This is a genomic window from Streptomyces sp. NBC_00464, assembly GCF_036013915.1.
Classification (GTDB): domain Bacteria; phylum Actinomycetota; class Actinomycetes; order Streptomycetales; family Streptomycetaceae; genus Streptomyces.
In genome coordinates this window covers 135,832-156,979 of the sequence record NZ_CP107899.1, presented here as the reverse complement: position 1 = coordinate 156,979, position 21,148 = coordinate 135,832, and the positions used below count along the sequence as shown (strand labels likewise).

Annotated in this window: 18 protein-coding genes; 11 read left to right on the top strand and 7 right to left on the bottom strand. The window is 71.4% G+C overall.

The window, feature by feature from the left end; translation table 11 throughout:
* Window positions 1-128: 128 nt before the first annotated feature.
* The gene (locus tag OG912_RS00680; protein WP_327707658.1) at window positions 129-1,337 is read right to left on the bottom strand and encodes a glutamate dehydrogenase; all 1,209 of its coding nucleotides are present in this window, start codon (window positions 1,335-1,337) and stop codon (window positions 129-131) included.
* 161 nt (window positions 1,338-1,498) lie between these two features.
* Window positions 1,499-2,089: a carboxymuconolactone decarboxylase family protein gene (locus OG912_RS00675; RefSeq protein ID WP_327707657.1), complete on the bottom strand. Its 591-nt coding sequence runs from the start codon at window positions 2,087-2,089 to the stop codon at window positions 1,499-1,501.
* A 216-nt stretch (window positions 2,090-2,305) separates the two neighbouring features.
* Between OG912_RS00675 and OG912_RS00670 the strand changes: the two genes are divergently transcribed.
* The 10 genes from OG912_RS00670 (at window position 2,306) to OG912_RS00625 (ending at window position 11,679) form a co-directional block, all read left to right on the top strand.
* Complete coding sequence (locus OG912_RS00670; RefSeq protein ID WP_327707656.1) at window positions 2,306-2,746, top strand: PPOX class F420-dependent oxidoreductase; 441 nt, start codon at window positions 2,306-2,308, stop codon at window positions 2,744-2,746.
* 93 nt (window positions 2,747-2,839) lie between these two features.
* A complete protein-coding gene (locus OG912_RS00665; RefSeq protein WP_326740274.1) occupies window positions 2,840-4,105 on the top strand; it encodes an MBL fold metallo-hydrolase in 1,266 nt (421 codons plus the stop codon).
* A 144-nt stretch (window positions 4,106-4,249) separates the two neighbouring features.
* Entirely contained in the window at window positions 4,250-5,275 is a 1,026-nt protein-coding gene (locus OG912_RS00660; RefSeq protein WP_327707655.1) for an ArsR/SmtB family transcription factor, read from the top strand.
* Window positions 5,276-5,491: 216 nt separating this feature from the next.
* Window positions 5,492-6,205: a C39 family peptidase gene (locus OG912_RS00655; RefSeq protein ID WP_327707654.1), complete on the top strand. Its 714-nt coding sequence runs from the start codon at window positions 5,492-5,494 to the stop codon at window positions 6,203-6,205.
* Window positions 6,202-7,197 (top strand): alpha/beta hydrolase, encoded by a 996-nt coding sequence (locus OG912_RS00650; RefSeq protein WP_327707653.1) that lies wholly within the window; start codon window positions 6,202-6,204, stop codon window positions 7,195-7,197. The genes OG912_RS00655 and OG912_RS00650 overlap by 4 nt, the downstream gene beginning before the upstream one ends.
* A 354-nt stretch (window positions 7,198-7,551) precedes the next feature.
* Window positions 7,552-9,522, top strand: a complete 1,971-nt coding sequence (locus tag OG912_RS00645) for a sensor histidine kinase (RefSeq protein ID WP_327707652.1) — start codon at window positions 7,552-7,554, stop codon at window positions 9,520-9,522.
* Window positions 9,523-9,529: 7 nt separating this feature from the next.
* Complete coding sequence (locus OG912_RS00640; protein WP_326740279.1) at window positions 9,530-9,964, top strand: roadblock/LC7 domain-containing protein; 435 nt, start codon at window positions 9,530-9,532, stop codon at window positions 9,962-9,964.
* 2 nt (window positions 9,965-9,966) lie between these two features.
* Complete coding sequence (locus OG912_RS00635) at window positions 9,967-10,338, top strand: DUF742 domain-containing protein (protein WP_148017001.1); 372 nt, start codon at window positions 9,967-9,969, stop codon at window positions 10,336-10,338.
* A gap of 118 nt (window positions 10,339-10,456) precedes the next feature.
* Window positions 10,457-11,092, top strand: coding sequence for a GTP-binding protein (locus OG912_RS00630; protein ID WP_443061070.1), 636 nt, complete (start codon window positions 10,457-10,459; stop codon window positions 11,090-11,092).
* Window positions 11,089-11,679 carry a GAF domain-containing protein gene (locus OG912_RS00625; RefSeq protein ID WP_327707650.1) on the top strand — a complete coding sequence of 197 codons (591 nt, stop codon included), beginning with the start codon at window positions 11,089-11,091 and terminating at the stop codon, window positions 11,677-11,679. The genes OG912_RS00630 and OG912_RS00625 overlap by 4 nt, the downstream gene beginning before the upstream one ends.
* A gap of 25 nt (window positions 11,680-11,704) precedes the next feature.
* On the opposite strand, the gene OG912_RS00620 is transcribed toward OG912_RS00625, so the two are convergent.
* The 5 genes from OG912_RS00620 to OG912_RS00600 form a co-directional block, all read right to left on the bottom strand.
* The gene (locus tag OG912_RS00620; protein WP_327707649.1) at window positions 11,705-13,642 is read right to left on the bottom strand and encodes a DUF2264 domain-containing protein; all 1,938 of its coding nucleotides are present in this window, start codon (window positions 13,640-13,642) and stop codon (window positions 11,705-11,707) included.
* Between the two features lie 35 nt (window positions 13,643-13,677).
* Window positions 13,678-16,089 carry a polysaccharide lyase 8 family protein gene (locus OG912_RS00615; RefSeq protein ID WP_327707648.1) on the bottom strand — a complete coding sequence of 804 codons (2,412 nt, stop codon included), beginning with the start codon at window positions 16,087-16,089 and terminating at the stop codon, window positions 13,678-13,680.
* 22 nt (window positions 16,090-16,111) lie between these two features.
* Entirely contained in the window at window positions 16,112-17,470 is a 1,359-nt protein-coding gene (locus tag OG912_RS00610) for a M60 family metallopeptidase (protein ID WP_327707647.1), read from the bottom strand.
* Window positions 17,471-17,629: 159 nt separating this feature from the next.
* Complete coding sequence (locus OG912_RS00605) at window positions 17,630-18,724, bottom strand: LacI family DNA-binding transcriptional regulator (protein WP_327713307.1); 1,095 nt, start codon at window positions 18,722-18,724, stop codon at window positions 17,630-17,632.
* Between the two features lie 62 nt (window positions 18,725-18,786).
* A complete protein-coding gene (locus tag OG912_RS00600; RefSeq protein ID WP_327707646.1) occupies window positions 18,787-19,776 on the bottom strand; it encodes a hydroxyacid dehydrogenase in 990 nt (329 codons plus the stop codon).
* A gap of 339 nt (window positions 19,777-20,115) precedes the next feature.
* Between OG912_RS00600 and OG912_RS00595 the strand changes: the two genes are divergently transcribed.
* Window positions 20,116-21,129, top strand: coding sequence for an ABC transporter permease (locus tag OG912_RS00595; protein ID WP_326740286.1), 1,014 nt, complete (start codon window positions 20,116-20,118; stop codon window positions 21,127-21,129).
* Window positions 21,130-21,148: the final 19 nt, after the last annotated feature.

The following is a 21,148-nucleotide window of genomic DNA, read 5'->3' as shown; positions in this document are numbered from 1 at the left end:
ACCAATGCCGCCCCGGGCACAGACCGGGGGCGGAGCGGGAACGGGCCCTGCCCTCTCGTGGCCTGCCTGTTCGTCGCTTGGGGCGGTTCCGGCCCCGTGCCCACTCCCCGGTGACTCGAGACCTGCGGTCAGCGGTACCAGCCGAAGCGGTGGGCCATCACCGGCAGCCGGTCGGCGACGACGGCGTGTGCCGCCGCGCGCGGGGTGCAGCCGTCCGTCGCGGCGCGGGCCAGCACGAGTTCGATGAGGTCGCGCATCGCGCGCCGGATGTGCGCGAAGGCCTCGTCCGCATCGGCCCCGATGTCGCCGAACAGGGTCCACCACCACCAGGCGTTGGTACCGGAGTTGACGACCACATCGGGCAGCACCGTGATCCCGCGCGCGGTGAGCAGGGCCTCCGCCTCGGGCAGGACCGGCATGTTGGCCGCCTCGACCACCCAGCGGGCTGTGATCCGGGCCTGGTTCGTCAGGTCGACGGCGTAGGAGACGGCCGCGGGCACGAGCACGTCCGCGTCCTGCGCCAGCCAGGCGTCGGCGGGCAGCTCCTGATCGGTGTCGCGCAGCACGCCGCGGTCCACCGTGCCGTAGGCGTCGCGGGCGCCGAGGAGCGCCTCGACATCCAGACCGGCCGGGTTCGCGATCGTGCCCTTGACGTCGGCGACCGCGACCACCCGCAGGCCGGCCCGGGACAGGAACCGGGCGGTCGCCCCGCCCATGGTGCCGAGCCCCTGGAGCGCGACCCGCGCGTCCCCGTAGGCGACCCCGGCCCCGTCCAGTGCGGCGAGCGCGGACTCGGCGACCCCGCAGCCTCCGGCCAGCTCGTCCAGGCCGATGCCGTCCACCTCGACGGCGAAGGCGTCGGCCAGCCGCCGGCGCGCCACGGTCTCGTCGTCGAGCAGCGGGTAGACCGCCTGGACGGTGGAGACGAGTCCGGCCTCCGTCGCTGCCCGGTCGACGAGGTCCTGGGTGAGCCCGAGGTCCTCGCCGGTCGTCCAGACGTTCTCCACGTACGGACGCACCGCTCGCAGATAGCGCACCAGGATGCCGTACGCCGCCGGGTCGCGCGGGTCGCAGTCGATGCCGCCTTTTGCGCCGCCGAGCGGTATGTAGCGCGCCCCGGACCGGTCCGCGTCGAAGTGGAGCGCTTCCTTCATCGTCATACCACGGGCCAGCCCGGTCACCTCGGCCAGCGTGCAGCCCTCGCGCATGCGCAGCCCGCCACTGGACACCCCTCGCACCAGCCGGTCGACGACGAGGTGCCCCCGGCGGCCCGTGACGTGGTCCGTCCAGGTCAGCGAGATCAACGGGGCGGGCTGGGACACCGGAGATGTCTTCATCGGAGGTACTCCTCGGTCACGCGATCGGGGCGGGCCCGGGGCGGTGTCGTGGATACCGGGGGAGCGGACCCGTCGCTCCCGATGCCGGCCGACGATCATTTACTGAATCGCCAGTCAGTATCGGGAGCCGGGGACACGCTGTCAACGCGGCCTGCGCCGCCTCACCGGTCAGTGGCCGGAGTGTGCCGCCCGGACGCGCCGGGCGGCTGCAGCTCGCACCAGTCCTTGAAGCCCTGGCTGGTGAGGCCGAGGGCCGAATTCGACCGCGACCGCATGTTCTCCACCGCGATCATCGACGTCAGCTCGACCAGTGCCGCCTCGCCGAGCGAGCTGCGCAGCCGGTCCACCATCTCGTCCTCCACCCGGGGCGGGGTGACGGTCATGGCCTCCGCGTAGGCCAGCACCTCGCGCTCCAGCGGGGTGTAGGCGTCGCTCCCGCGCCACTCGGGCACCTCGCGGAGCTTGCGCGGGTCCATGCCCTGGCTGTGGCTCACCCAGTAGCCGAAGTCCATGCACCAGCTGCACCCGACGGTGGCCGCGGACGCCATCACCGCCAGCGCCTTGAGCTGCGGGTCCAGCTTCTTCCAGCGGCCCGCGGACAGCTCGAGCCGGGAGTAGGCCCACAGCACCCCGGTGTGGTGGGCGCCGGCGCGCAGGGGATCGATGACCTTCCCGTACGCACGGTTCGAGTACCACGAGACGGCGCGGAACAAGAGGCTGCGGGGCGGGTCGAGCGAGATACGGGCGGTCATGGCCGGTCTCCTTCGGTACGGCTCGGTGCCGGCGGGGGCGGTGCGGCGCCGTCGCCGGGCTGCTGGCACGGGTGCGACGCGCGGGGGCCGCAGGATGTGACATCGGGGCGCCGGGAGGAGCGGCCGGGCACCGCGGGGTGGCCGGATCCGGACGTATGCCGAACGCCGCCGCACCGGATGCGGAATCCTGTGGGCGGACCGGACGTTGGATTCGGCATGACGGGATTCGATGCACAGGAGCAGGGGCTCCTACGGCTGCTGGCCGAGGAGAACGGCGGTGTGCTGGTCACGCTCAGGCGGGACGGCAGACCGCAGCTGTCCAATGTGAACCACTTCTACTACCCCGACGAGCGCATTGTCCGCGTCTCGGTCACCGAGGGCCGGGCGAAGACCCGGAATCTGTCGAGGGACCCGCGGGCGAGCTACCACGTGACCAGTCAGGACCGCTGGGCCTGGACGGTCGCCGACGGTACGGCCGAGCTCACTCCGGTGGCCGCCGACCCCGACGACGCCACCGTGGCGGAACTGATCAGCCTCTACCGCGACGTCCAGGGCGAGCATCCCGACTGGGACGACTACCGCAAGGCCATGGTCAGGGACCGCCGGATCGTCCTGCGGCTCCACGTCGAGCACGTGTACGGACAGCAGCGTGGCTGAAATTCCGGAGCACCATCCCGTTGGGTGCTCCGTACTCGCACTGTCGTCCACCCTGTCCATAATGAGACGATACCGACTCCCTCAGGAGACCTTGTGACCGGCGCTGACTCCCCACTCCCGCTCCGCACCAGACTGCGTGCGCTGCGTCCCGCCGCCTTCGGGGCCGACCCGGGCGGCGCCCGTATGGAGCGCATCCGCCGTTCCCCCAACTTCGCCGACGGGGTCTTCCAGAACCCGGTGGGGGCGCGGACCAGGCCGTCCGGGTCCGCCCTGGAGTTCGCGAAGGTCTACTTCCGCAAGGAGGAGCGGGTTCTCAGGGCGCCGACCGGGACCGTGCCCGTGCACGCCACGACCCTCGCCGACCTTGCCGAGCCCCCCGCCTCCGGGCTGCGGCTCACCTGGATGGGGCACTCCAGTGTGCTCGCCGAGATCGACGGACGCCGGGTGCTGTTCGACCCGGTGTGGGGCGAGCGCTGCTCGCCCTTCGCCTTCGCCGGTCCCAAGCGTGTGCACCCGGCGCCGCTGCCGCTCGGTGCCCTCGGCCCGGTCGACGTCGTGGTGATCTCGCACGACCACTACGACCACCTCGACCTCCCGACGATCCGCACCCTCGCGGACACGGCCACGGTCTTCGCGGTACCGCTCGGCGTCGGTGCGCACCTGGAGCGCTGGGGCGTGCCCCTGGACCGGATCCACGAGCTCGACTGGAACGAGTCCACGACCGTCGCCGGAATCAGCCTGACCGCCACTCCCGCCCGGCACTTCTGTGGCCGGGGCCTGCGCAACCAGCAGCACACCCTCTGGGCGTCCTGGGCCGTCGCAGGGCCCGAGCACCGGATCTACCACAGCGGTGACACCGGCTATTTCCCCGGCTTCAAGGAGATCGGCGCGGCACACGGCCCCTTCGACGCCACCATGATCCAGATCGGCGCGTACAGCCAGTACTGGCCGAAGGACCAGACGGACAGCAAGCCGGAACCCGGCGCCTGGCCCGATATCCACATGAGTCCCGACGAGGGCGTCCAGGCCCATCTGGACCTCCAGGGCGACGACCCGTCGGCGGGCGTCATGCTGCCGATCCACTGGGGCACCTTCAACCTCGCCCTGCATCCATGGGCCGAACCCGCCGAATGGTCCATGCGCGCCACGCAGTTCGCCGGCGTGACGATGGCGGCCCCGCGACCGGGCCAGCCGTTCGAACCAGCCGATCCGCCCGCCGTGGAGCCGTGGTGGCGCGGTGTGGCCGCCGAACCGGCACCGGGATGGGGCAACTGGCCCCCCGTGCACGTACAGCTTCCCGGCGGGGCCAAGGCCGCCGTCACCCCCGGCCGCGACCGGGACCGGGCCGCCCAGGCATAGGACGGACGCGTCGGCCGTGCCGGTGCACCGCCTCCCCGGGCGGTGCACCGGCACGGCCGGCGCAGTGACGTCCGAACCGGGTGGGAGGGCGGTCGAACGGCGGTACGCTGCGCCCGGAGGAGCTCACTTCCCGGGGGAGCGGCCATGCTGCGGGTGTACTTCACGTCCGAGGACCTGGCGCGGGTCAGGGTGGCCCCCGGCCCGGACTTCCTCTGGGAGATCAGCAACAGCGTGCAGACCCTGCAACGGCGCGACGGTGAAAGGGTGTTCGGCGCCTGGCGTCGCTGGGTGCGGCCGAGGCTCTCCGAAAGCCCCCGGCTGCTGTCCTCGCTACTGCCCCCGCGTGGCTACTCACCCGACTTCCTCACCCCCACGTCCGGCGACCGCGCCACGCTGCAGGCATCCCTCGACACCTTGATGAGCACCCCACGACCACGGCTGCGGACCGACCTGACCCACTTGGCATCGTCCCTCCAATTGCCCAACTGGGTCCGTCCGTTGGCTGGAGGTGATGCCGAAACCCTGCGGCGTCTGGGCGGGGCTCTGGGCACGTACCAGCGCGAAGCACTCGCACCGTACTGGCAGCGCGTGCACGCCCACATCGACGCCGACCGCGCCGTCCGGCTGCACAGCCTGCTCGACGGGGGAACCGAGGGTCTGCTGACCGGGCTCGGGCCGCAGTTCCGCTGGCGTCCGCCCGTCCTGGAAGTGACGTATCCAGTCGATCAGAACCTGCGCCTGCGCGGCCGGGGGCTCGTACTCCAGCCGTCGTTCTTCTGCTGGCCGACGCCGATCACACTGGCCGACGGGGACCTGCCGCCCGTTCTCGTCTACCCGATCGACCATGCGGCCAACTGGGCAGGACCGGCCCCGGCCGCCGCCCCCGGGGCCCGTGCCATGGATGGCGCCGGTCCTCTGGGGCCCCTGCTCGGGCACACCCGTGCGGGCATTTTGCGCGCCACCCGCACCGGCTGCTCCACGGTCGAGGCGGCCCGGCTCCTGGATGTGACCCACCCTGCCGTCAGTCAGCACCTGAACGTGCTGCGTGCGGCAGGGCTGGTCGCCACGGTGCGCAAGGCCGGACGTTCCTTTCACGTCGCGACCGCCGAAGGGAGGGCGCTGCTGGCCGCCGAGGAGCGGACCCGTCGGCCGCCCGAGCGCGGCGCGTGAATCCCGGAGGGCGACGGTCGAGGCGTGACGGCAGCCAGGACGTGACGGCAGCACAAGATCTGACGGCCTCTCAAGTACCGGCGTAAGTCTGAACTTTCAGCGCTTGCGCGCCCGGTGCGGCACCGGAGACGCTGATTCCCGCTGTCCCGCACAGCTGAGCGTTTCCCGAATGCGTTTCTTCCCGCAAGGCCGCCCCCACCCTCTTCAGGAGCCTGCATGCGCAAGAGACTTGTGTCCGCCGCGATCGCCGTAGCCGCTGTCGGAGTCCTCGTCCAGCCCACCCTGGCCCAGGCGTCACCCGTACCGCAGACCTCGTCCGTGTCCGTGCTCGCGCACGGCTCGAAGGCCGGCACGGCCGTCGTCAGCGGACACAACGAGCCGGGCAGCCGGCTGGAGGTCGCCGCCGGCCGTACGCAGAGCGCGCACTGGCTGCAGATCGACTACCAGGTCCAGGAGACCGGCTACTGGTGCGGCCCGGCCGCCACCCGCATCGCGCTCTCCGCCCGGATGGCCCCGCCCAGTCAGGGAGACCTGGCCTGGCAGCTCGGCACCACCCAGAACGGCACCGACCACATCGGCCAGGTCACGAACGTGCTCAACTCGAACCTCGGCGGTGGCTGGTACGAGACGAAGGAGATGCCGAACGACCCGCCCACCCAGGCCCAGCGGGACCTGCTCTGGTACGACATCGTCTTCGACATCGACCGCAACTACCCGCTGGTGGCCAACATCGTGGCCCCGCCGGGCAATCAGCCGCCCGGCTATCCGTCGGACCAGACGATCTACCACTACTTCACCGTCTTCGGTTACGACGAGGTGGACCGCACCGTCCTCATAGCCGACCCCGCGTCCTTCAGCGGCAACCAGATCTACTGGATCTCCTTCGACCAACTGGCCACGCTGATACCGCCGAAGGGGTACTCGGCATGAGCGCCAACGGGAGCCGTCCCACCCGCAGAAGCGTCATCAGGGCCGCCGGCGGGCTCTCCGCGGCGATGGCCCTGGGCGCCGGGAGCGTCCTCGCCGCGGCAACGGCCGCCAGAGCCGCGGGAGACGGATTCGGGCTGCGCATCGTGGACAGCAACGAGAGCGATCCCCGAATGCGGTACTACCGGTTCGCGACGGACGCGATCGGCTGGAACCCCGGAGTGAACGTCCTGCTCCCCGACGGTTACCACACCGGCGGCCGCCGCTACCCCGTGCTCTACCTGCTGCACGGCGGCGGCACGGACCAGGACTTCATCACCTTCGACCGTGCGGGCATCCGGGCCTGGACGGCGGGCAGGCCGGTCATCGTCGTGATGCCCGACGGGGGGCACGCGGGCTGGTACTCCAACCCGGTCAGCTCCAACGCCGGTCCCCGGAACTGGGAGACGTTCCACATCGCCCAGCTGCTGCCCTGGATCGACGCGAACTTCCGTACGTACGCCGAGTACGACGGACGGGCCGTCGCGGGGTTCTCGATGGGCGGCTTCGGCGCGCTGAAGTACGCGGCCAAGTACTACGGCCACTTCGCCTCGGTGAGCGCCCACTCCGGTCCGGCCAGTCTGCGCCGTGACGCGGGCCTGGTCGGTCACTGGGCCAACGCCTCGTCCGCGGCGGTGGAACTGGCCGGCGGCACGGTGTACGGCGTGCCGCTGTGGGACGAGTCCCGGGTCAGCGCCGACAATCCGGTCGAACGGATCGAGAGCTACCGCAACAAGCGGGTCTTCCTGGTCGCGGGCACCAGCCCCGACCCGGTCAACTGGTTCGACCAGGTCAACGAGAACCAGGTGCTGGCCGGGCAGCGGGAGTTCCGGGCTCTGCTCGGCAACGCAGGCATCCCGCACGAGTGGCACGAGGAGCCCGGCGGGCACGTCTTCCGCGACTACATGTTCCAGCGCGACCTGGACGGCATCATCGCCAGACTCCGCAAGGCATAGCCGCTCCCGCAGCCCGGCAAGCCCCCTCGACGGCGGTCGAGGGGGCTTGCCGCGTCCGTGGGTGGTGTCGCGTCGCTGCGGCGCGGCACCGCCGACGGGTATCGGCCCACCGGGTAGGTGCCCGGCGAAATCGGTCGCTCGTGCGAGAGGTCATACCAGAGCGGGACGGATGGCGGGCAAGTTCCACAACTGCCCGTCGCACCCTCGCACGAGGCGACTACCGTGTGTGCCCGGTGATCAACGGTGGGCTCATATGTTCCGAGCCTGCCCGGCCGATGACCCGAGAATGACCGACCACCGTAGGTGTCACCACATGAATGCCGATTCCTGGTGCCCCACGTACCGAGGACGCTGATGTCTCAACTTCGCGCACCCGACGCGCGACCGGAACGACGAGAGGGCGGGCGGCACGGCCGACCGGGTCCCCGTTCCCACTCGGCCGCGTCCAGACCCCGCGCTGCCCAGCCGTCTCCCGAGGCGCGTATACGCCCCCAACTCCTGCGCACCGCAGTCCTGCCGGCCGTCGCGGTCGCACTGGCCGGTGCCGCGGCCGTCATCTACACCGCCCGCGCCGGCGGAATCCGGCCGTCCAAGGAGCTCTGGACGGTGCTCGGGGCCGCGGTCACGCTGTCGGTCGCCGCGATGGTGGCCGCCTTCCTGGCCGCCAACCGGGTGGCGACCACCGTCCTCGGCCGCTGCCTGGCCCTGCGCCGGGCCAGCGCTCAGGGCCAGGCCGAACTGCAACGGGTGGTGGAACAGCTCCGCAACGGCGAACCCGTGCCCGCGCGGCGCCCCTCGCAGCCCGTCGCGCCCGGCAGCGACGCCTTCGAGCTGCTCGCCCAGGAGCTCGGACGCCAGCAGGAGGGAGCCGTGGCCGCCGTCGTCCAGGCGTCCCGGCTGTCCGAGCACACCGGCGAGGACCAGAAGGTCGAGGTCTTCGTCAATCTGGCCCGCCGGCTGCAGTCGCTCGTGCACCGTGAGATCCAGTTGCTCGACGAGCTGGAGCACCAGGTCGAGGACCCCGATCTGCTCAAGGGCCTGTTCCACGTCGACCACCTGGCCACGCGCATCCGGCGGCATGCCGAGAACCTCGCCGTCCTCGGAGGCGCTGTCTCCAGGCGCCAGTGGAGTAACCCGGTCACCATGACGGAGGTGCTGCGCTCGGCGATCGCCGAGGTCGAGCAGTACCCGCGCGTCAAACTCGTACCCCCGATCGACGGCACGCTCCGCGGGCACGCGGTGGCCGACGTGATCCACCTGCTGGCCGAACTGGTGGAGAACGCCACGGTGTTCTCCGCACCGCAGACCCAGGTCCTGCTCCGCGCCCAGCGCGTCACCGCGGGCCTCGCCCTGGAAGTGGAGGACCGGGGGCTCGGCATGCCGGGCGACGAGCAGAAGCGGATGAACGCCCTGCTGGCCGATCCCGACCAGGTCAATGTCGCCCGACTGCTCCAGGACGGCCGGATCGGCCTGTTCGTGGTGGCCTCCCTGGCGCGCAGGCACGGCATCGCCGTACGTCTCCAGAGCAACATCTACGGCGGCACCCAGGCCGTGCTCGTCCTCCCGCAGTCCCTGCTCGGGGCCGACGAGGACGTGTCCGGCGAGGCCGGCGGCGCACCTGCTCCGCCCCTCGGCCCGGTGCACCGGCCGCCGCCCGTGGACGGCACCCCAGGACGCCGTAACCCGGCCCCCGAAGCGGCCCCCGCCCCCGAACCGGAGCGCCGTCCCTACGTTCCGCAGCAGCAGCAACTGAGGCTGCACCAGGCACCGCAGCAGACGTCGCGTCAGGGCGAGGGGCCCCCGCTCCCGCTGCGTGCCGAACGCCTCGACCGGCCCGCCCCCGCCGACGCTCTTTCGGGCATCCCGTCCATGGACGACGAGGTTCCCGCGCTCCCTCAGGAGAGCGGAGTGGTGCGCGGCACGATGGGCCGGCCCCAGCTCCCCAGGCGGGCCAACCAGGAACACCTGGTCCCGCAGCTCAGGGAGGCTCCCGCACCGCGTTCCGAGGAGGAGCCCACCCTGCACGACCCGGGTCTGGTGGCGGCCTTCCGGCGCGGCATCGACCTTGCCGAGGCGTGTGAGGAGGCCGAGGCGGAGCCCGCACCGGACACCGACCCAGGGTTCGGGACGTACCCGGACGCAGGAACGGACTCGGGAACGAACGCAGGAACGGACATCGGCCGGTCCGGAGCCGTACGGACCGGCCGGGCACCGCTGGACCCGCTCCCGGTCCGCGGCGTCGCTCCTGTGGAACTTCTCCGGGCCGGCTCGTACCCCGGCGATCAAGACCCACTCGAAACGCAACTGAACACCACCAAGGAGTAGATGCACCATGGCGACCGATACGCCGTCCGGTCAGGTCTCGGACCTCGACTGGCTGCTGAGCGGGCTGGTACAGCGCGTTCCGTACACGCGCAGCGCGGTCCTGCTCTCCGCCGACGGGCTGGTGAAATCCCTCCACGGCATGGACGCCGACAGCGCCGACCACATGGCGGCGCTGGCCGCCGGCCTGTACTCGCTCGGCCGCAGTGCCGGGGCCCGGTTCGGGGACAACGGAGAGGTCCGCCAAGTGGTGGTGGAGCTCGACTCGACGCTCCTGTTCGTCGCCACCGCCGGCGCCGGCACCTGTCTGGCCGTGCTCGCCGGGCGGAACGCCGACGCCGCCGTGCTGGGCTACGAGATGACGATGCTGGTCAAGAGCGTCCGGCCCTATCTGGTGACCCCGACGAGACAAGCGGCCGGGATGCCGGGCGCCACGGGGCTGTGACCATGCCGGCCACGCAGGACGGGCCGTTGCTCGACGATGCGGCAGGCCGCCTCATCCGCCCCTACACCGTGAGCAACGGGCGCACCCGTCCCACGACCGTGCTCGATCTGCTCTCCCTGGTGATGGCCACCGGGACCGTCCCGCAGACCCATCTGGGACCCGAGCACTCCGTGGCGCTCGGGCTGTGCGGCGGGCCCACCTCGGTGGCCGAGATCGCCGCGCATCTGCGGTTGCCCGCCGTCGTCACCAAGGTCCTGCTCTCGGACCTGGTCGACTGCGGCGCGGTCACCGCGCACCCGCCCGCCTTCCATGACATGCCCACCGACCGATCCCTGCTGGAGGCAGTGCTCGATGGCTTACGACGACAGCTCTGACGGCTTCGACGGCTCCGCCCCGTACGCGGGGACCGCAAGCCCCGGACACGTCGGATACGCGGACGCCCCGGGCGGCAGCGGGTACGCGGCCCCGCCCGGCGACATCGGATACGGGGACGTGACCGGCACGTCCGGATACGAGGAGGACCACGGCAGCCCCGAGAGCTTCCCCGTCGCGCTCAAGGTGCTGGTGGCGGGCGGTTTCGGCGTCGGCAAGACGACGTTCGTCGGCGCGGTCAGCGAGATCGCGCCCCTGAGCACGGAGGAGCTGCTCACCCAGATCAGCGCGGCGACCGACAGCCTCGAAGGCATCGAGTCCAAGACCTCCACCACCGTGGCGATGGACTTCGGCCGCATCACGCTGGACGAGCAGCATGTGCTCTACCTGTTCGGCACGCCCGGACAGGAGCGCTTCTGGTTCATGTGGGACGAACTCTCCCAGGGCGCGCTCGGAGCGGTCGTGATCGCCGACACCCGGAGACTGGAGGAGTGCTTCGCGGCCGTCGACTTCTTCGAACGGCGCGGTATCGGATTCATCGTCGCGGTCAACGAGTTCGACGGCTCCTTCCGTTACGGCCCCGAGGAGGTGCGGGCCGCCCTCGACCTCGCACCGGCGGTCCCGGTCGTCCTCTGCGACGCACGTATTGCGAGTTCGGGCACCGGAGCGCTGGTCACCCTGGTTCAGCACCTCATCAACGCCTCCGCCGAACCCGCACCGCTGACCGGCCGCGGAAGCTACGGAGCTCATCCGTGACGACCCCGCACGACCTCGGCCGGCTGCTGCTGACACCCGTCGACAGCGACGCCCAGGTCCGGACCCAGCGGCTGCGCAGCCTCGGCCTGGGGGAGCGGTCCGATGCCTCGTTCGACAACTTCGACGCCTTCGCCGACCGGGTGGCCGAAGTGACCGATGTGCCCTTCTCGATGGTCAACTTCATCGACGGGAACCGCCAGTTCTTCGCCGGGCTGCACACTCCGGCCGGCACGTGGAAGGGCTCCGACCTGGGGGCCGCGGCGGCCGGAAGCGGCCGCCGCGGCCGCTATGTGGCCATCGACCACGGCTTCTGCCCGCACGTCGTCGTCCGGCGCAGGGCACTGGTCCTGGAGGACGTGTGCGACTACCCGCGATTCGCCGGGAATCCGGTCGTCGACGACATAGGCATCCGCTCCTATCTCGGAGCGCCCCTCATCGACCGGACGGGTATCGCCCTGGGTGCCGTCTGCGCGGTCGACATCGTGCCCCGCCCGTGGGGACGGGCGGGGCTCGACACGATCAAGTCCCTGGCGCAGGAGCTCCTCGGACACATCCACCAGCGGGAGGAGAACATCCTCGGGACCTGAGCGCCGGACAACGGGTCCGCCGCCGTCAGGCCTCGACCGTGCGGCCGTCCAGAAAGGTGAGCACGACCGAGTCCCCGTCCACCCGCACCCGCACGGCCGTGCGCAGCGCCTCGGGATGGATGCTGTCGCGGGACAGCGCGACGAGCGAGACATGGACGCTGCGGCCGCCCGCACGGGGAGCGCTGCGCAGATACGGCACCGCCGAGTGCGGTCCGTACGCATGGGATTCGACGTCGCGTGCCACGGCGGCGCCTTCCGCACCCCCGTCCCAGCCGTACAGCGCGACCAGTGCGCTGCTCAGCCCGTCGGCCGTACGCGCGAGGGCCCAGTCGGGCCCCGACGAGGCGAACGGGCTCTGTGTGTCCGCGACCGCGTGGCCGCCCTCCCGGACCACCGCGCCCTCGGGCGCCTCGACCCGGTGCACCCGGATCTCCCACGGACCGTGCAGCACACTCGTCGTCTCCACGCGGTACGCGCGCTCGTCACCGGGCAGCCGCGCCGCCGACCAGGAAGCGGCGATGCGGTCCTCGCAGCGCAGCGGATGGATCCGGCGGCGCCGGGAAGGGGTTCCGTCCGGGGCGAGCAGCGCCAGATGCCCGTCGATGTTGCGGGCCAGGGCGTGCGGGGCGGATTGCGGTGCGGTCGCCGTCGAGTACGCGAACTTGGCGTAGTGCGGATCGTCCTCGCCCGCGTCCTTGTCCGGATCGACGCCTGCCTCGATGTCCGCAGCGTCCGGCGCGGGCGGGTTGTGGTCGCTGCCGTGGTTGACGAGGCGGACGATGCCGTCGTGCCGGGTTCCGTGCAGCAGCCAGCCCGGGGCGGGCAGCGCGGTGTAGGTGTCGGACTCCTCGACGGGGAGCGGTAGTTCACGAGCGGTCCACACTTCGTGGTCAGCCGGAAGCAGCAGGCCGAGGAATCCCTTGCTCGCCCAGTACGGCGACGCGGGTCCCGAGTACGGCTGGGTGGACGGCAGGAACGTGTCGTACCAGCCGAGTGTCAGGAGTCCCCGTTCGTCCGGCACCCCGCGCTCCGCGAAGTGCCGCAGGGTGCCGGAGGCCAGCCGACGGGTCAGGCCGGGGGCGAGCGGCGTGCAGTCGGCCAGCGCGCCCATCCACACGGGGGCGAGCGCGGCGAACCGGTAGGCGAGCGAACGCCCCTGGTGGACCGGGGCGCCGTCCGCCCCGAAGAAGTGCGGGTAGTCCTCCAGGAACCGGCTCAGGCGCTGCCGGTAGACCGCGCTCCGGCCGCCGTCACCGTCCGCACCGGCGATCCGGGCCCACAGCATCGGGTACAGATGCATGGCCCAGCCGATGTAGTAGTCGAAGTTGCGGCCGTCCCCGTCGGTGTACCAGCCGTCACCGACGTACCAGTCCTCGATTCTGTCCAGCCCCTCCTCGATGTCCGAGGCGCTGTACGGCGCTCCCACCGAGGCGAGGAACTGCTCGGACACCACCTGGAAGAGCCGCCAGTTGTTGTCCCAGGTGCGGCCGCCGACGAACCCGGAGAGCCAGTCGACGACCCGCTCCTGAACCTTCGCGTCCAGCCGGTCCCAGATCCACGGCCGGGATTCGTGCAGCGCGACCGCGATCGAGGCCGCCTCCACCATCTGCTGGGAGCAGTCGGTCAGACGCGGCCACGCCTCCCCGCTCGCCGGATCCGTCCCGGCCGCGAGACCGGCGGCGTACCGCTCGGTCAGCGCGGGATCGACCGCCCCGCCCGCACCCGCGATCCGGCAGGCGGCGAGCAGGAACGACCGGGCGAATCCCTCCAGCCCGTCGGACACGATCCCCGACCAGCTGCCGCGGCCCGGCAGCCGGTACTGGGCGAATCCGGGGGTCGCGTACGGCGTCAGCGCGTCCAGCATCCGGTCGGCGGTCGCCTCCCAGTGGGCCCGGGTCCAGCCGGTACGTGACGACAGGACCCGGTCGGTCGGCGGCAGATGCAGATGTGGGGCGACGGACATGGTGGTGCTGCTCCTAGGGGTGGATTGCCGGGTGGTTACCGGACGAGTTCGGCGTGGTGGGTGTGGCCCCGGGAGCCGCCGACGGCGACGGTGAGCACGGGCCGGGGCCCCGGGATGAGGGTCACGGTGGCGTCGGACGCCGCCACCGATCTGACGCGGAAGGGGAGTTCGACCGAGACTTCCGCCTGGGTCCGGCCCGGGTCGGCCACCGCGACGGACACCTGTGCGCCCCGCCGCCGTACGAGGACCGTCGCCGGACCGGACGCGGTGATCCCGGCCGCGGAACCGGCGCCCCAGAAGTGCACCGCGGTCAGTCCGGTCCTGCGGTCCTCCACGGCCTGCGCGGTGGCGTCGTTGGCGATGATCCGCACCGGCCGCGAGTGCGACCACACCGCGGTGGCCGCCGCCGACGCGCCGGGCAGCAGCACATAGGCGTAGCCCGCGTCGGTGGGGGAGATCCCGTGGTCCACCCAGAGCGTGACGTAGCGGCGGCTGACGGGATCGGTGCTTCCCCCGGTGTCCGCGCCCGTGTTGATCGCCCGCCAGGTGCCCGTGCGCTGCTCGCGCAGGGCGTGCAGGGTGGTCGTGCCGGGGAGGACGTAGCCGCCGACACCCTGGAGATGCGCCCAGCCGGCCCGGCCGAACTCGACGGGCCTGCCGTCCTCCACGGCGCAGGGAACCCCGTTCACCAGCAGACGGTTGCGGCCGTCCGCGCCGAGGTTGCGGTTCTCCACGACCGTTTCGATGGTCCGGCCGTCGCTCGCCGTGATGCCCGCTCCGAGCATGACCACCGCGTTGTCGAGCAGGAACCACGACTTCCTCGCCCGCAGGGTGCTGCCCTGGGCGCCCGTCAACTCCATCGCGGCGGCGGAGAATCCGCCACCCAGCACCGCACCGCCCGCGACGGCGTTCGCCGGCCGGTAGGTGGAGGTCCCGCCACCCGTGCCGAGATCGGCGCGCTCGCGCGTGTCGACCGTGGTGCCGGGCAGGCGGTACGGGTCCACGGTCGGCCAGAAGCCGTCGTTGAACTGCCCGAGGCCGTCATCGTCGTACAGGTACGTCATGCCGTCGCCGGTGTACCAGCCGTGCAGATTCTCGCCGTTGCCCGCCTCGTACGCGGAGATGCGCCGGGAGGACAGCGACAGGGCGCAGGCCCAGCCGGGGCGGCGGTGCACCACGCGGTCCATGTCGGCGAACACGAAGCTGCCCGTGGTGCGGGGCTCGGCAGGGATGTCTGGGTCGTTGAGTACGGCCTTGGCCAGGGCAAGTTGGGGGACCGTGGCCAGTTCGGCGAACGGGGTGGTGCGGTTGCGTGTCAGCCAGCCCTTGGCCAGCGCGCGCCACCGGTCCGCCCGGTCGGCCGGTGCGCCGGACGCGAGGAGCAGGATCGCCGCGACGGCTGTCGCACCGTCCCGGTGATCGCCCGCGCGCTCCCGGGACACGGCCCGTCCGCGCACCGCGTCCATCATCAGTCCGTCGAAGACCACCGGTGCGAAGCTCCGCTCCACGGCGTCGTACATCACCGACACCTTCGCGTCGGTGACCGCCCACGGGGAACCGGCGAGGAGCGAGAGCAGATAGGCGGCGCCGCCGAGCAGCACGGTGCCGTAGGAGCCGGTGTACGCGACGACCTCGTGCTGGACGAACGAGCCGTCCTCGTAGAACCCGTCTCCCGAACTCGTATAGCGGAAAAGGCTGTTGCGACCGGCGTCGCGTACGTCGGAGAGCGCGTCGCGGGCGGATGCCACCTTGGCCGCGTCCTTGCCGAGCAGGCCGCGCAGCGCGACGATCACGGCCTTGTCGGTGCGGTTGGCGCCCGTCTCGGACAGGGTGGGGGAGTTGGTGCGGCGGTCCGCGTCCGGGCAGAAGCGGTCGACGACCGTCAGATAGTCCGCGAGATCACCGGAGGGCAGGCGGCCGCGCAACAGGACACAGGTGTCCATGAGTGCTCGTGGCGCACCGATCTCCCAGAACCACCAGTTGCCGCTCTCCGGGGCACTCGGACGGTAGGCGGTGTCGTACGTGAAGCGCAGTGCGGAGACGAGGGCGTCCGCCGCTTCCGCGCTGCCCGACAGCGACGTGCCGGGGGTGGCCCACGCGGTCGCGAGCGTCCGCAGTCGCGTATAGCTCTGTCCGAAGTTTCCCGGAGCGGTGAGGGGGGCGAGGTCGGTCCACAGCGCGGTGCGGCCCGCGTCGCGGTCCAGGGTGTGCCAGAGTTCCTCGGCGGTGCTGTCCAGTGCGGCGACCCCGGCGGCGAAGTCGGGGTCCGACGGGTCGAACGCGCCCCCGGTCAGCAGGGTTTCTGCCCGTGCCACCAGGGCGTCGAAGTCCTCTTCGGCGCTCGGCGCCGCGGGCTCCGGCTCCGCGGCCCGCGCCGCGCCCGCGGTCAGGACTCCGGACACGGTCGCGCCGCCCGCGGCGAGAAGGGTCCTTCTGCTCAGCTGCATGCTGTCTCCCTGTCCGTGGCCGTCATTCGGTGAGCGTGCTGGGGTCGACGGGCGGCTGCGGCAGCTTGAGGGCCGCCAGTTCGGCCCTGCCGACGGCGTCGACCGGGAACGCCCAGGTGTTCACGAAGAAGTCGGTGAGGTCGTAGCCCGCGATCCGGCTGGAATAGGTGGCCAGCGCGCGGTAACGCTTGTCGTTCTCCGTGTAGTCCGACTGCGGGTTCTCCTCGCGCACCAGCTTGTGCAGCCGGGGCCAGAAGTCGTCGCCGAAGGCCAGCTCCAGCTGACGCAGGGGCACGAGCTTCTCGTAGGCGCCGAAGGACTTCTCGTACGTCAGCCCGGCCGTGCCGAACTTCGCGCGCGAGGTCTGGAAGGCGGTGAGCCCGGTCGCCGGGTCGACTGTGAGCAGATTGGACGGCTGGTCGAGGGTGCGCTGCGCGGCCAGCGAGTAGATGTTCACCGTGACCTCGGTGAGGCCCCCCGGCTTGTACGCCATCTGCTGGTGCAGGTGCCCGAGTTCGTGGTAGAGACCCCAGCCGCGCGTGCGCAGTCCCTCCACCGTGGTGGCCCGGTCGAGATAGGCCCTCGGGAAGCCGTTGTAGCCGTGCGTGGCGTAGGCGCCGACACCGGTCGGCACCTTGCTGACCTCGGTGAAGTGGTACGGCCCCGCCTTGCGCCGGTGCACCGCCTTCGAGCCGTCCAGTCCGCTGATCCGGGCGTGCGAGTCGATGATGGTCTCGACCAGCCGGAGCAGCGCGGCATGGTCTTCGCCGCGGTACAGCAGGGCGCCCTCACGGGTCAGCGTCATGATGGTGTTCGGGGCGTGGAACTCCACCCAGGGTGAGGCGGTCAGGGTGTCGAGCTGGTGCTGGTACTCGGCCTCGGTGGTGCTGCCGAGGGTGAAGACCGGCATGGGGGCGGTGCCGGAGCGGAACAGCACACCGGCTCTCTCGCCGCGTCCGGTGAGCGTCAGATAGACCGGGCCGCCGTGCGCGTCGGTCACGGTGTTGGCGCCCGCGGTGAGCGGGTAGCTACGCGGTTCGGTGATCTCGCCGTAGTAGTCCCAGGCGCCGATCCAGAGGGTGGGCACCAGATCGTCGTACGGCTGGACGGTGAGCGAGAGCGGGGCTCCGGCGGGAGCGTACAGGCCGGTCGGCTGGAACTCCGAACCGCGCAGGGCCTGTGCCAGCCGCAGCCGTTCGGCCTCGGCGGCCGGGCGGGCGGTGACGGTCAGCGAGACCGGGCGGGCGGCGGGGCGGGCGGTCGCGGCCTGTGCGGAGGTCGCGGTGGCGCCGAGGGCGACCACCGCCCCGGCGCCGGCGGCCAGGACGGCGCGGCGCCCGACGGAGCGGGAAGCCGGGGCGGAGGAACTGGGCTTACGCATGCGGAACTCTCCCTGCAGAAACGAATGAGGGGCGGAAGCGTGCGGAACGGGGGTGGGGCGTCCCGTCAGCATGTAAGCGGTTGCTATCCAGCCGCAAGGGGAGTCGGGAAGTTACTGCGATTTTCTATGGCCAACTGTGGACAGGCAGTCAGTAACCGGTCACATGCGGGTGGATCGGCCGGCCCGGGGTGCCACGGAATCGCGTACCACGATGTGGGTGCCGAGACGCAGCGCGCCCGTGGTCGGTTCGCGCCAGTCGTCCTCGTCGCCGCCCGAGACGGCGAGCCGCACGGCCTGACGGCCCATCTCCTCCAGTGGCACATGGACGGTGGTCAGCCGGGGGCGCAGCTCCTGGGCGACCGGGATGTCGTCGTACCCCACCAGCGAGATGTCCTTGGGCACCCGCAGGCCGGCCTCCTCCAGCGCCTGGGCCGCCCCGGCCGCGACCATGTCGTTGGCCGCGAACACGGCGGTGAACTTCGGCCCGTCCCGCAGGAGTTCCGCCATCCTGCGGTAGCCGAAGTTACGGCTGAAGGCGCCGGGCTGGGCCAGTTCGGGATCGATGGCGACCCCGCGCAGCTCCAGGGCGCGCCGGTGGCCGGCCAGTCGGTCGCGGGTGGTGGAGAGCTTGGGCGGGCCGCCGAGGTAGAGGATCCGCTCGTGACCCTGCATCAGCAGATGGTCGGTGATGGCGAAGGCGCCGCCCTCGTTGTCGTACTCCACCGCCGCCGTGGGCGCGGACTCGTCCAGGGGCGGCCGTCCGCACAGCACCAGCTTGGACCCGCCCGCGTCCAGCTCCCGGGCCCGTCGGGCCAGTTCGGACGTGTAGCCGCGGTCGGCGATGGAGCCGCCGACCACCACGACCGCGTCCGCCCTGCGCTCGTGCATGAGGTCGATGAAGGCCAGCTCGCGCTGGGGGTCGCCCTGGGTGCAGCAGACCAGGCAGAGGCGTCCGCCGAGCGCCGCCTCACGCTCCACGCCGCGGGCGATGTAGGCGTAGAAGGGGTCGATGACCTCGTTGACGATGATGCCGACGGTGCGGTTGGAGACGCCGGCCAGTGCGCGGGCGTGCGCGTTGACCACGTAGCCGAGCTCGCGCATGGCCGACTCGACCCGTTCCCGGGTGGCCTCCGCGACGGGGTAGTTGCGGTTCAGGACGCGTGACACGGTGGCCGTCGAGACGCCTGCGCGCCGTGCGACGTCGGTGACCGTGGCCCGCCGCTGTCCGTCCGCGGCCGTGCTCTGCCGGCGCATCCGGCTCACCCCCTGGTGGCTGTTGTGTGACGCCGAGCCTAGAGCCTGCCCGGGGACGGTGCTCATGCGATCCTCCCCAGGTCGGTCCGGTGCACCGGATGGGCGAAGGGCTCCCCTCGCGCGTACCGTGTCAGCTCGTCGACGGCGAGTGCCCCCAGCCGGCCCACCTCGTTGCCCTGGGCACCCGCGAGATGCGGGGTGAGGAAGACGTTGGGCAGGTCCCACAGCGGGTGGCCGGCGGGCAGTGGTTCGGGGGACGTGACGTCCAGGACCGCGTCGAGCCGCCCGCTGACCAGATGCCCGGTCAGCGCCTCGGTGTCCACCAGGGTGCCGCGTGCGGTGTTGACCAGCAGGGTGCCGGGCCGCATCAGGCCGATCCGGCGCGCGTCGATGATGCCCCGCGTCTCGGGGGTGTCCGGGGCGTGGACGCTCACCACGTCGCTGGTGGCCACGAGGGTGTCCAGGTCCGTACGGGTCACGCCGAGCAGTTCGGCCTCGGCCGCGCCCACGTACGGGTCGTACAGCAGCACTTCCGCGTCCAGGACCACCCGAAGCAGCTCGATCACCCGGCGGCCGATCCGGGACGCTCCCACGACGCCGACGGTCAGCCCGTGCGTGCCGAGCCAGTGCTGCCGGTCGAGGTCGGCCCCGGTGCGGTGGGTGCGGCGGGCGCGGTAGAGCCCCGCCAGCGGGAACACCCGCTTCGCGCCCATGATGATCGCCGCCAGGGTGAACTCCGCCACCGGCACGGCGTTGGCCGCTGCGGCCGAGGAGACGATGATCCCGCGGTTGAACGCGGTCGGCGACAGAAACGTTTTCACCGTGCCGGCCGCATGGATCACCGCCCGCAGCCGTGGTGTCCGCTCCAGCAGACCGGCGTCCACCGGCGGGCACCCCCAGCCGGTGAGCAGCACTTCCGCCGAGGCCAGTGCCCGCACGGCGTCGGGGGAGTCGAACTCGCTGATCAGGGATGGGTCGAGGAGTTCCGCGGTCTCCTCCAGACGGGCCCGGACAGGGGGTGGGAAGACGTCGTCCAGCAGCCCGGGGCTCATGACCAGGACCGTGCGCGGGCGCCTCTCGGGCGGGGCCGCAGCATCGGTACCGGAACGAGCCGGCGCCTCTTCGGTGGTTCGCACCCTGCCTCCGGACAGTAATCGCGTTCTATGGAATGACCGGCACGCTAAGGAGCGTGATGGGTGACCGTCAAGCTCTCCCGCCATCGAACTGCCCTATTTGTGAGGGTATTAAGGCCTTCGGGAGGCGGATTTCCTTACCGAGAGCATCGGGAAATAAAGACGTTCGCCCGGATCTCTTGACGCTTGGGTTAACCGCTTACTAACTTGCGGCCGCAGAAGGCTCACCACGCGCCACCCAGCCGAACAGGACGCACCATGGCTGACACAGCACCCCCGCTGCCGCGGGAAAAGCGGCGAAAGCGGGTCGAAGAACCCGCCCCGCAGGGCGGCCCGGCCGTCGTCGCCCCACGCCGGCTGACACTCGGGCAGCGGATCAAGCGCGACCGGGTGATGCTGCTGCTCACCCTGCCCGGCCTGCTCTACTTCGTCGTCTTCCACTACGTCCCGCTGCTCGGGTACGTGGTGGCGTTCCAGGACTACCAGCCCTACCTCGGATACATGCACAGCGTCTGGGTGGGCTTCGCCAACTTCTCCGCGGCGTTCGCCGAACCGGCTTTCTGGAGCGCGACGTTCAACACTCTGGAGATCGCCCTCGTCCAGCTGGTGTTCTTCTTCCCGGTCCCCATCGCCCTGGCCCTGCTGCTCAACAGCATCGCCAGTGATCGCATCAGGCGCTTCGTGCAGAGCGTCGTCTATCTGCCGCACTTCATCGGCTGGGTCATCATCGTCTCGATCTTCCAGCAGATCCTGGGCGGCGCCGGCGTGCTGCCGGACGTCCTCGGGAGCATGGGCCTGCCGCGCTACGACATGATGAGCGACCCCGACGCCTTCCCCTGGCTGCTGACCCTCCAGGTGGCCTGGAAGGACGCCGGCTGGGGCACGATCATCATCCTCGCCGCGCTGCTCAACATCGACCGGCAGCAGTACGAGGCCGCCGCGATCGACGGTGCCGGGCCCCGGCGCCGCCTGTGGCACGTGACGCTGCCGGGCATCGCCCCCGTACTCATCCTGCTGCTGATCCTCAACCTCGGGCAGATCCTCTCCGTCGGCTTCGAGCAGATCCTGCTCCAGCGCGACGCGGTCGGCCCGGACGCAGGTGAAGTCCTCGACACCTACGTCTACTACCACGGCATCAAGGACAACGACTGGGGCGTCGCCGCCGCCGTCGGACTCGTCAAGGCGGTCATCGGCACCGCACTCGTGCTGGGCGCGAACAAGTTCGCCCACCGGCTCGGCCACGAAGGGGTGTACCGCGGTGCTGACCGCTGAGAAGACGCGCGCCAAGAGC

Coding starts and splice junctions, on each gene's coding strand:
- OG912_RS00680 (WP_327707658.1), bottom strand. CDS start 1,337: ATGAAGACATCTCCGGTGTCCCAGCCCGCCCCGTTGATCTCGCTGACC.
- OG912_RS00675 (WP_327707657.1), bottom strand. CDS start 2,089: ATGACCGCCCGTATCTCGCTCGACCCGCCCCGCAGCCTCTTGTTCCGC.
- OG912_RS00670 (WP_327707656.1), top strand. CDS start 2,306: ATGACGGGATTCGATGCACAGGAGCAGGGGCTCCTACGGCTGCTGGCC.
- OG912_RS00660 (WP_327707655.1), top strand. CDS start 4,250: ATGCTGCGGGTGTACTTCACGTCCGAGGACCTGGCGCGGGTCAGGGTG.
- OG912_RS00655 (WP_327707654.1), top strand. CDS start 5,492: ATGCGCAAGAGACTTGTGTCCGCCGCGATCGCCGTAGCCGCTGTCGGA.
- OG912_RS00650 (WP_327707653.1), top strand. CDS start 6,202: ATGAGCGCCAACGGGAGCCGTCCCACCCGCAGAAGCGTCATCAGGGCC.
- OG912_RS00645 (WP_327707652.1), top strand. CDS start 7,552: ATGTCTCAACTTCGCGCACCCGACGCGCGACCGGAACGACGAGAGGGC.
- OG912_RS00640 (WP_326740279.1), top strand. CDS start 9,530: ATGGCGACCGATACGCCGTCCGGTCAGGTCTCGGACCTCGACTGGCTG.
- OG912_RS00635 (WP_148017001.1), top strand. CDS start 9,967: ATGCCGGCCACGCAGGACGGGCCGTTGCTCGACGATGCGGCAGGCCGC.
- OG912_RS00620 (WP_327707649.1), bottom strand. CDS start 13,642: ATGTCCGTCGCCCCACATCTGCATCTGCCGCCGACCGACCGGGTCCTG.
- OG912_RS00615 (WP_327707648.1), bottom strand. CDS start 16,089: ATGCAGCTGAGCAGAAGGACCCTTCTCGCCGCGGGCGGCGCGACCGTG.
- OG912_RS00610 (WP_327707647.1), bottom strand. CDS start 17,470: ATGCGTAAGCCCAGTTCCTCCGCCCCGGCTTCCCGCTCCGTCGGGCGC.
- OG912_RS00605 (WP_327713307.1), bottom strand. CDS start 18,724: ATGCGCCGGCAGAGCACGGCCGCGGACGGACAGCGGCGGGCCACGGTC.
- OG912_RS00600 (WP_327707646.1), bottom strand. CDS start 19,776: ATGAGCCCCGGGCTGCTGGACGACGTCTTCCCACCCCCTGTCCGGGCC.
- OG912_RS00595 (WP_326740286.1), top strand. CDS start 20,116: ATGGCTGACACAGCACCCCCGCTGCCGCGGGAAAAGCGGCGAAAGCGG.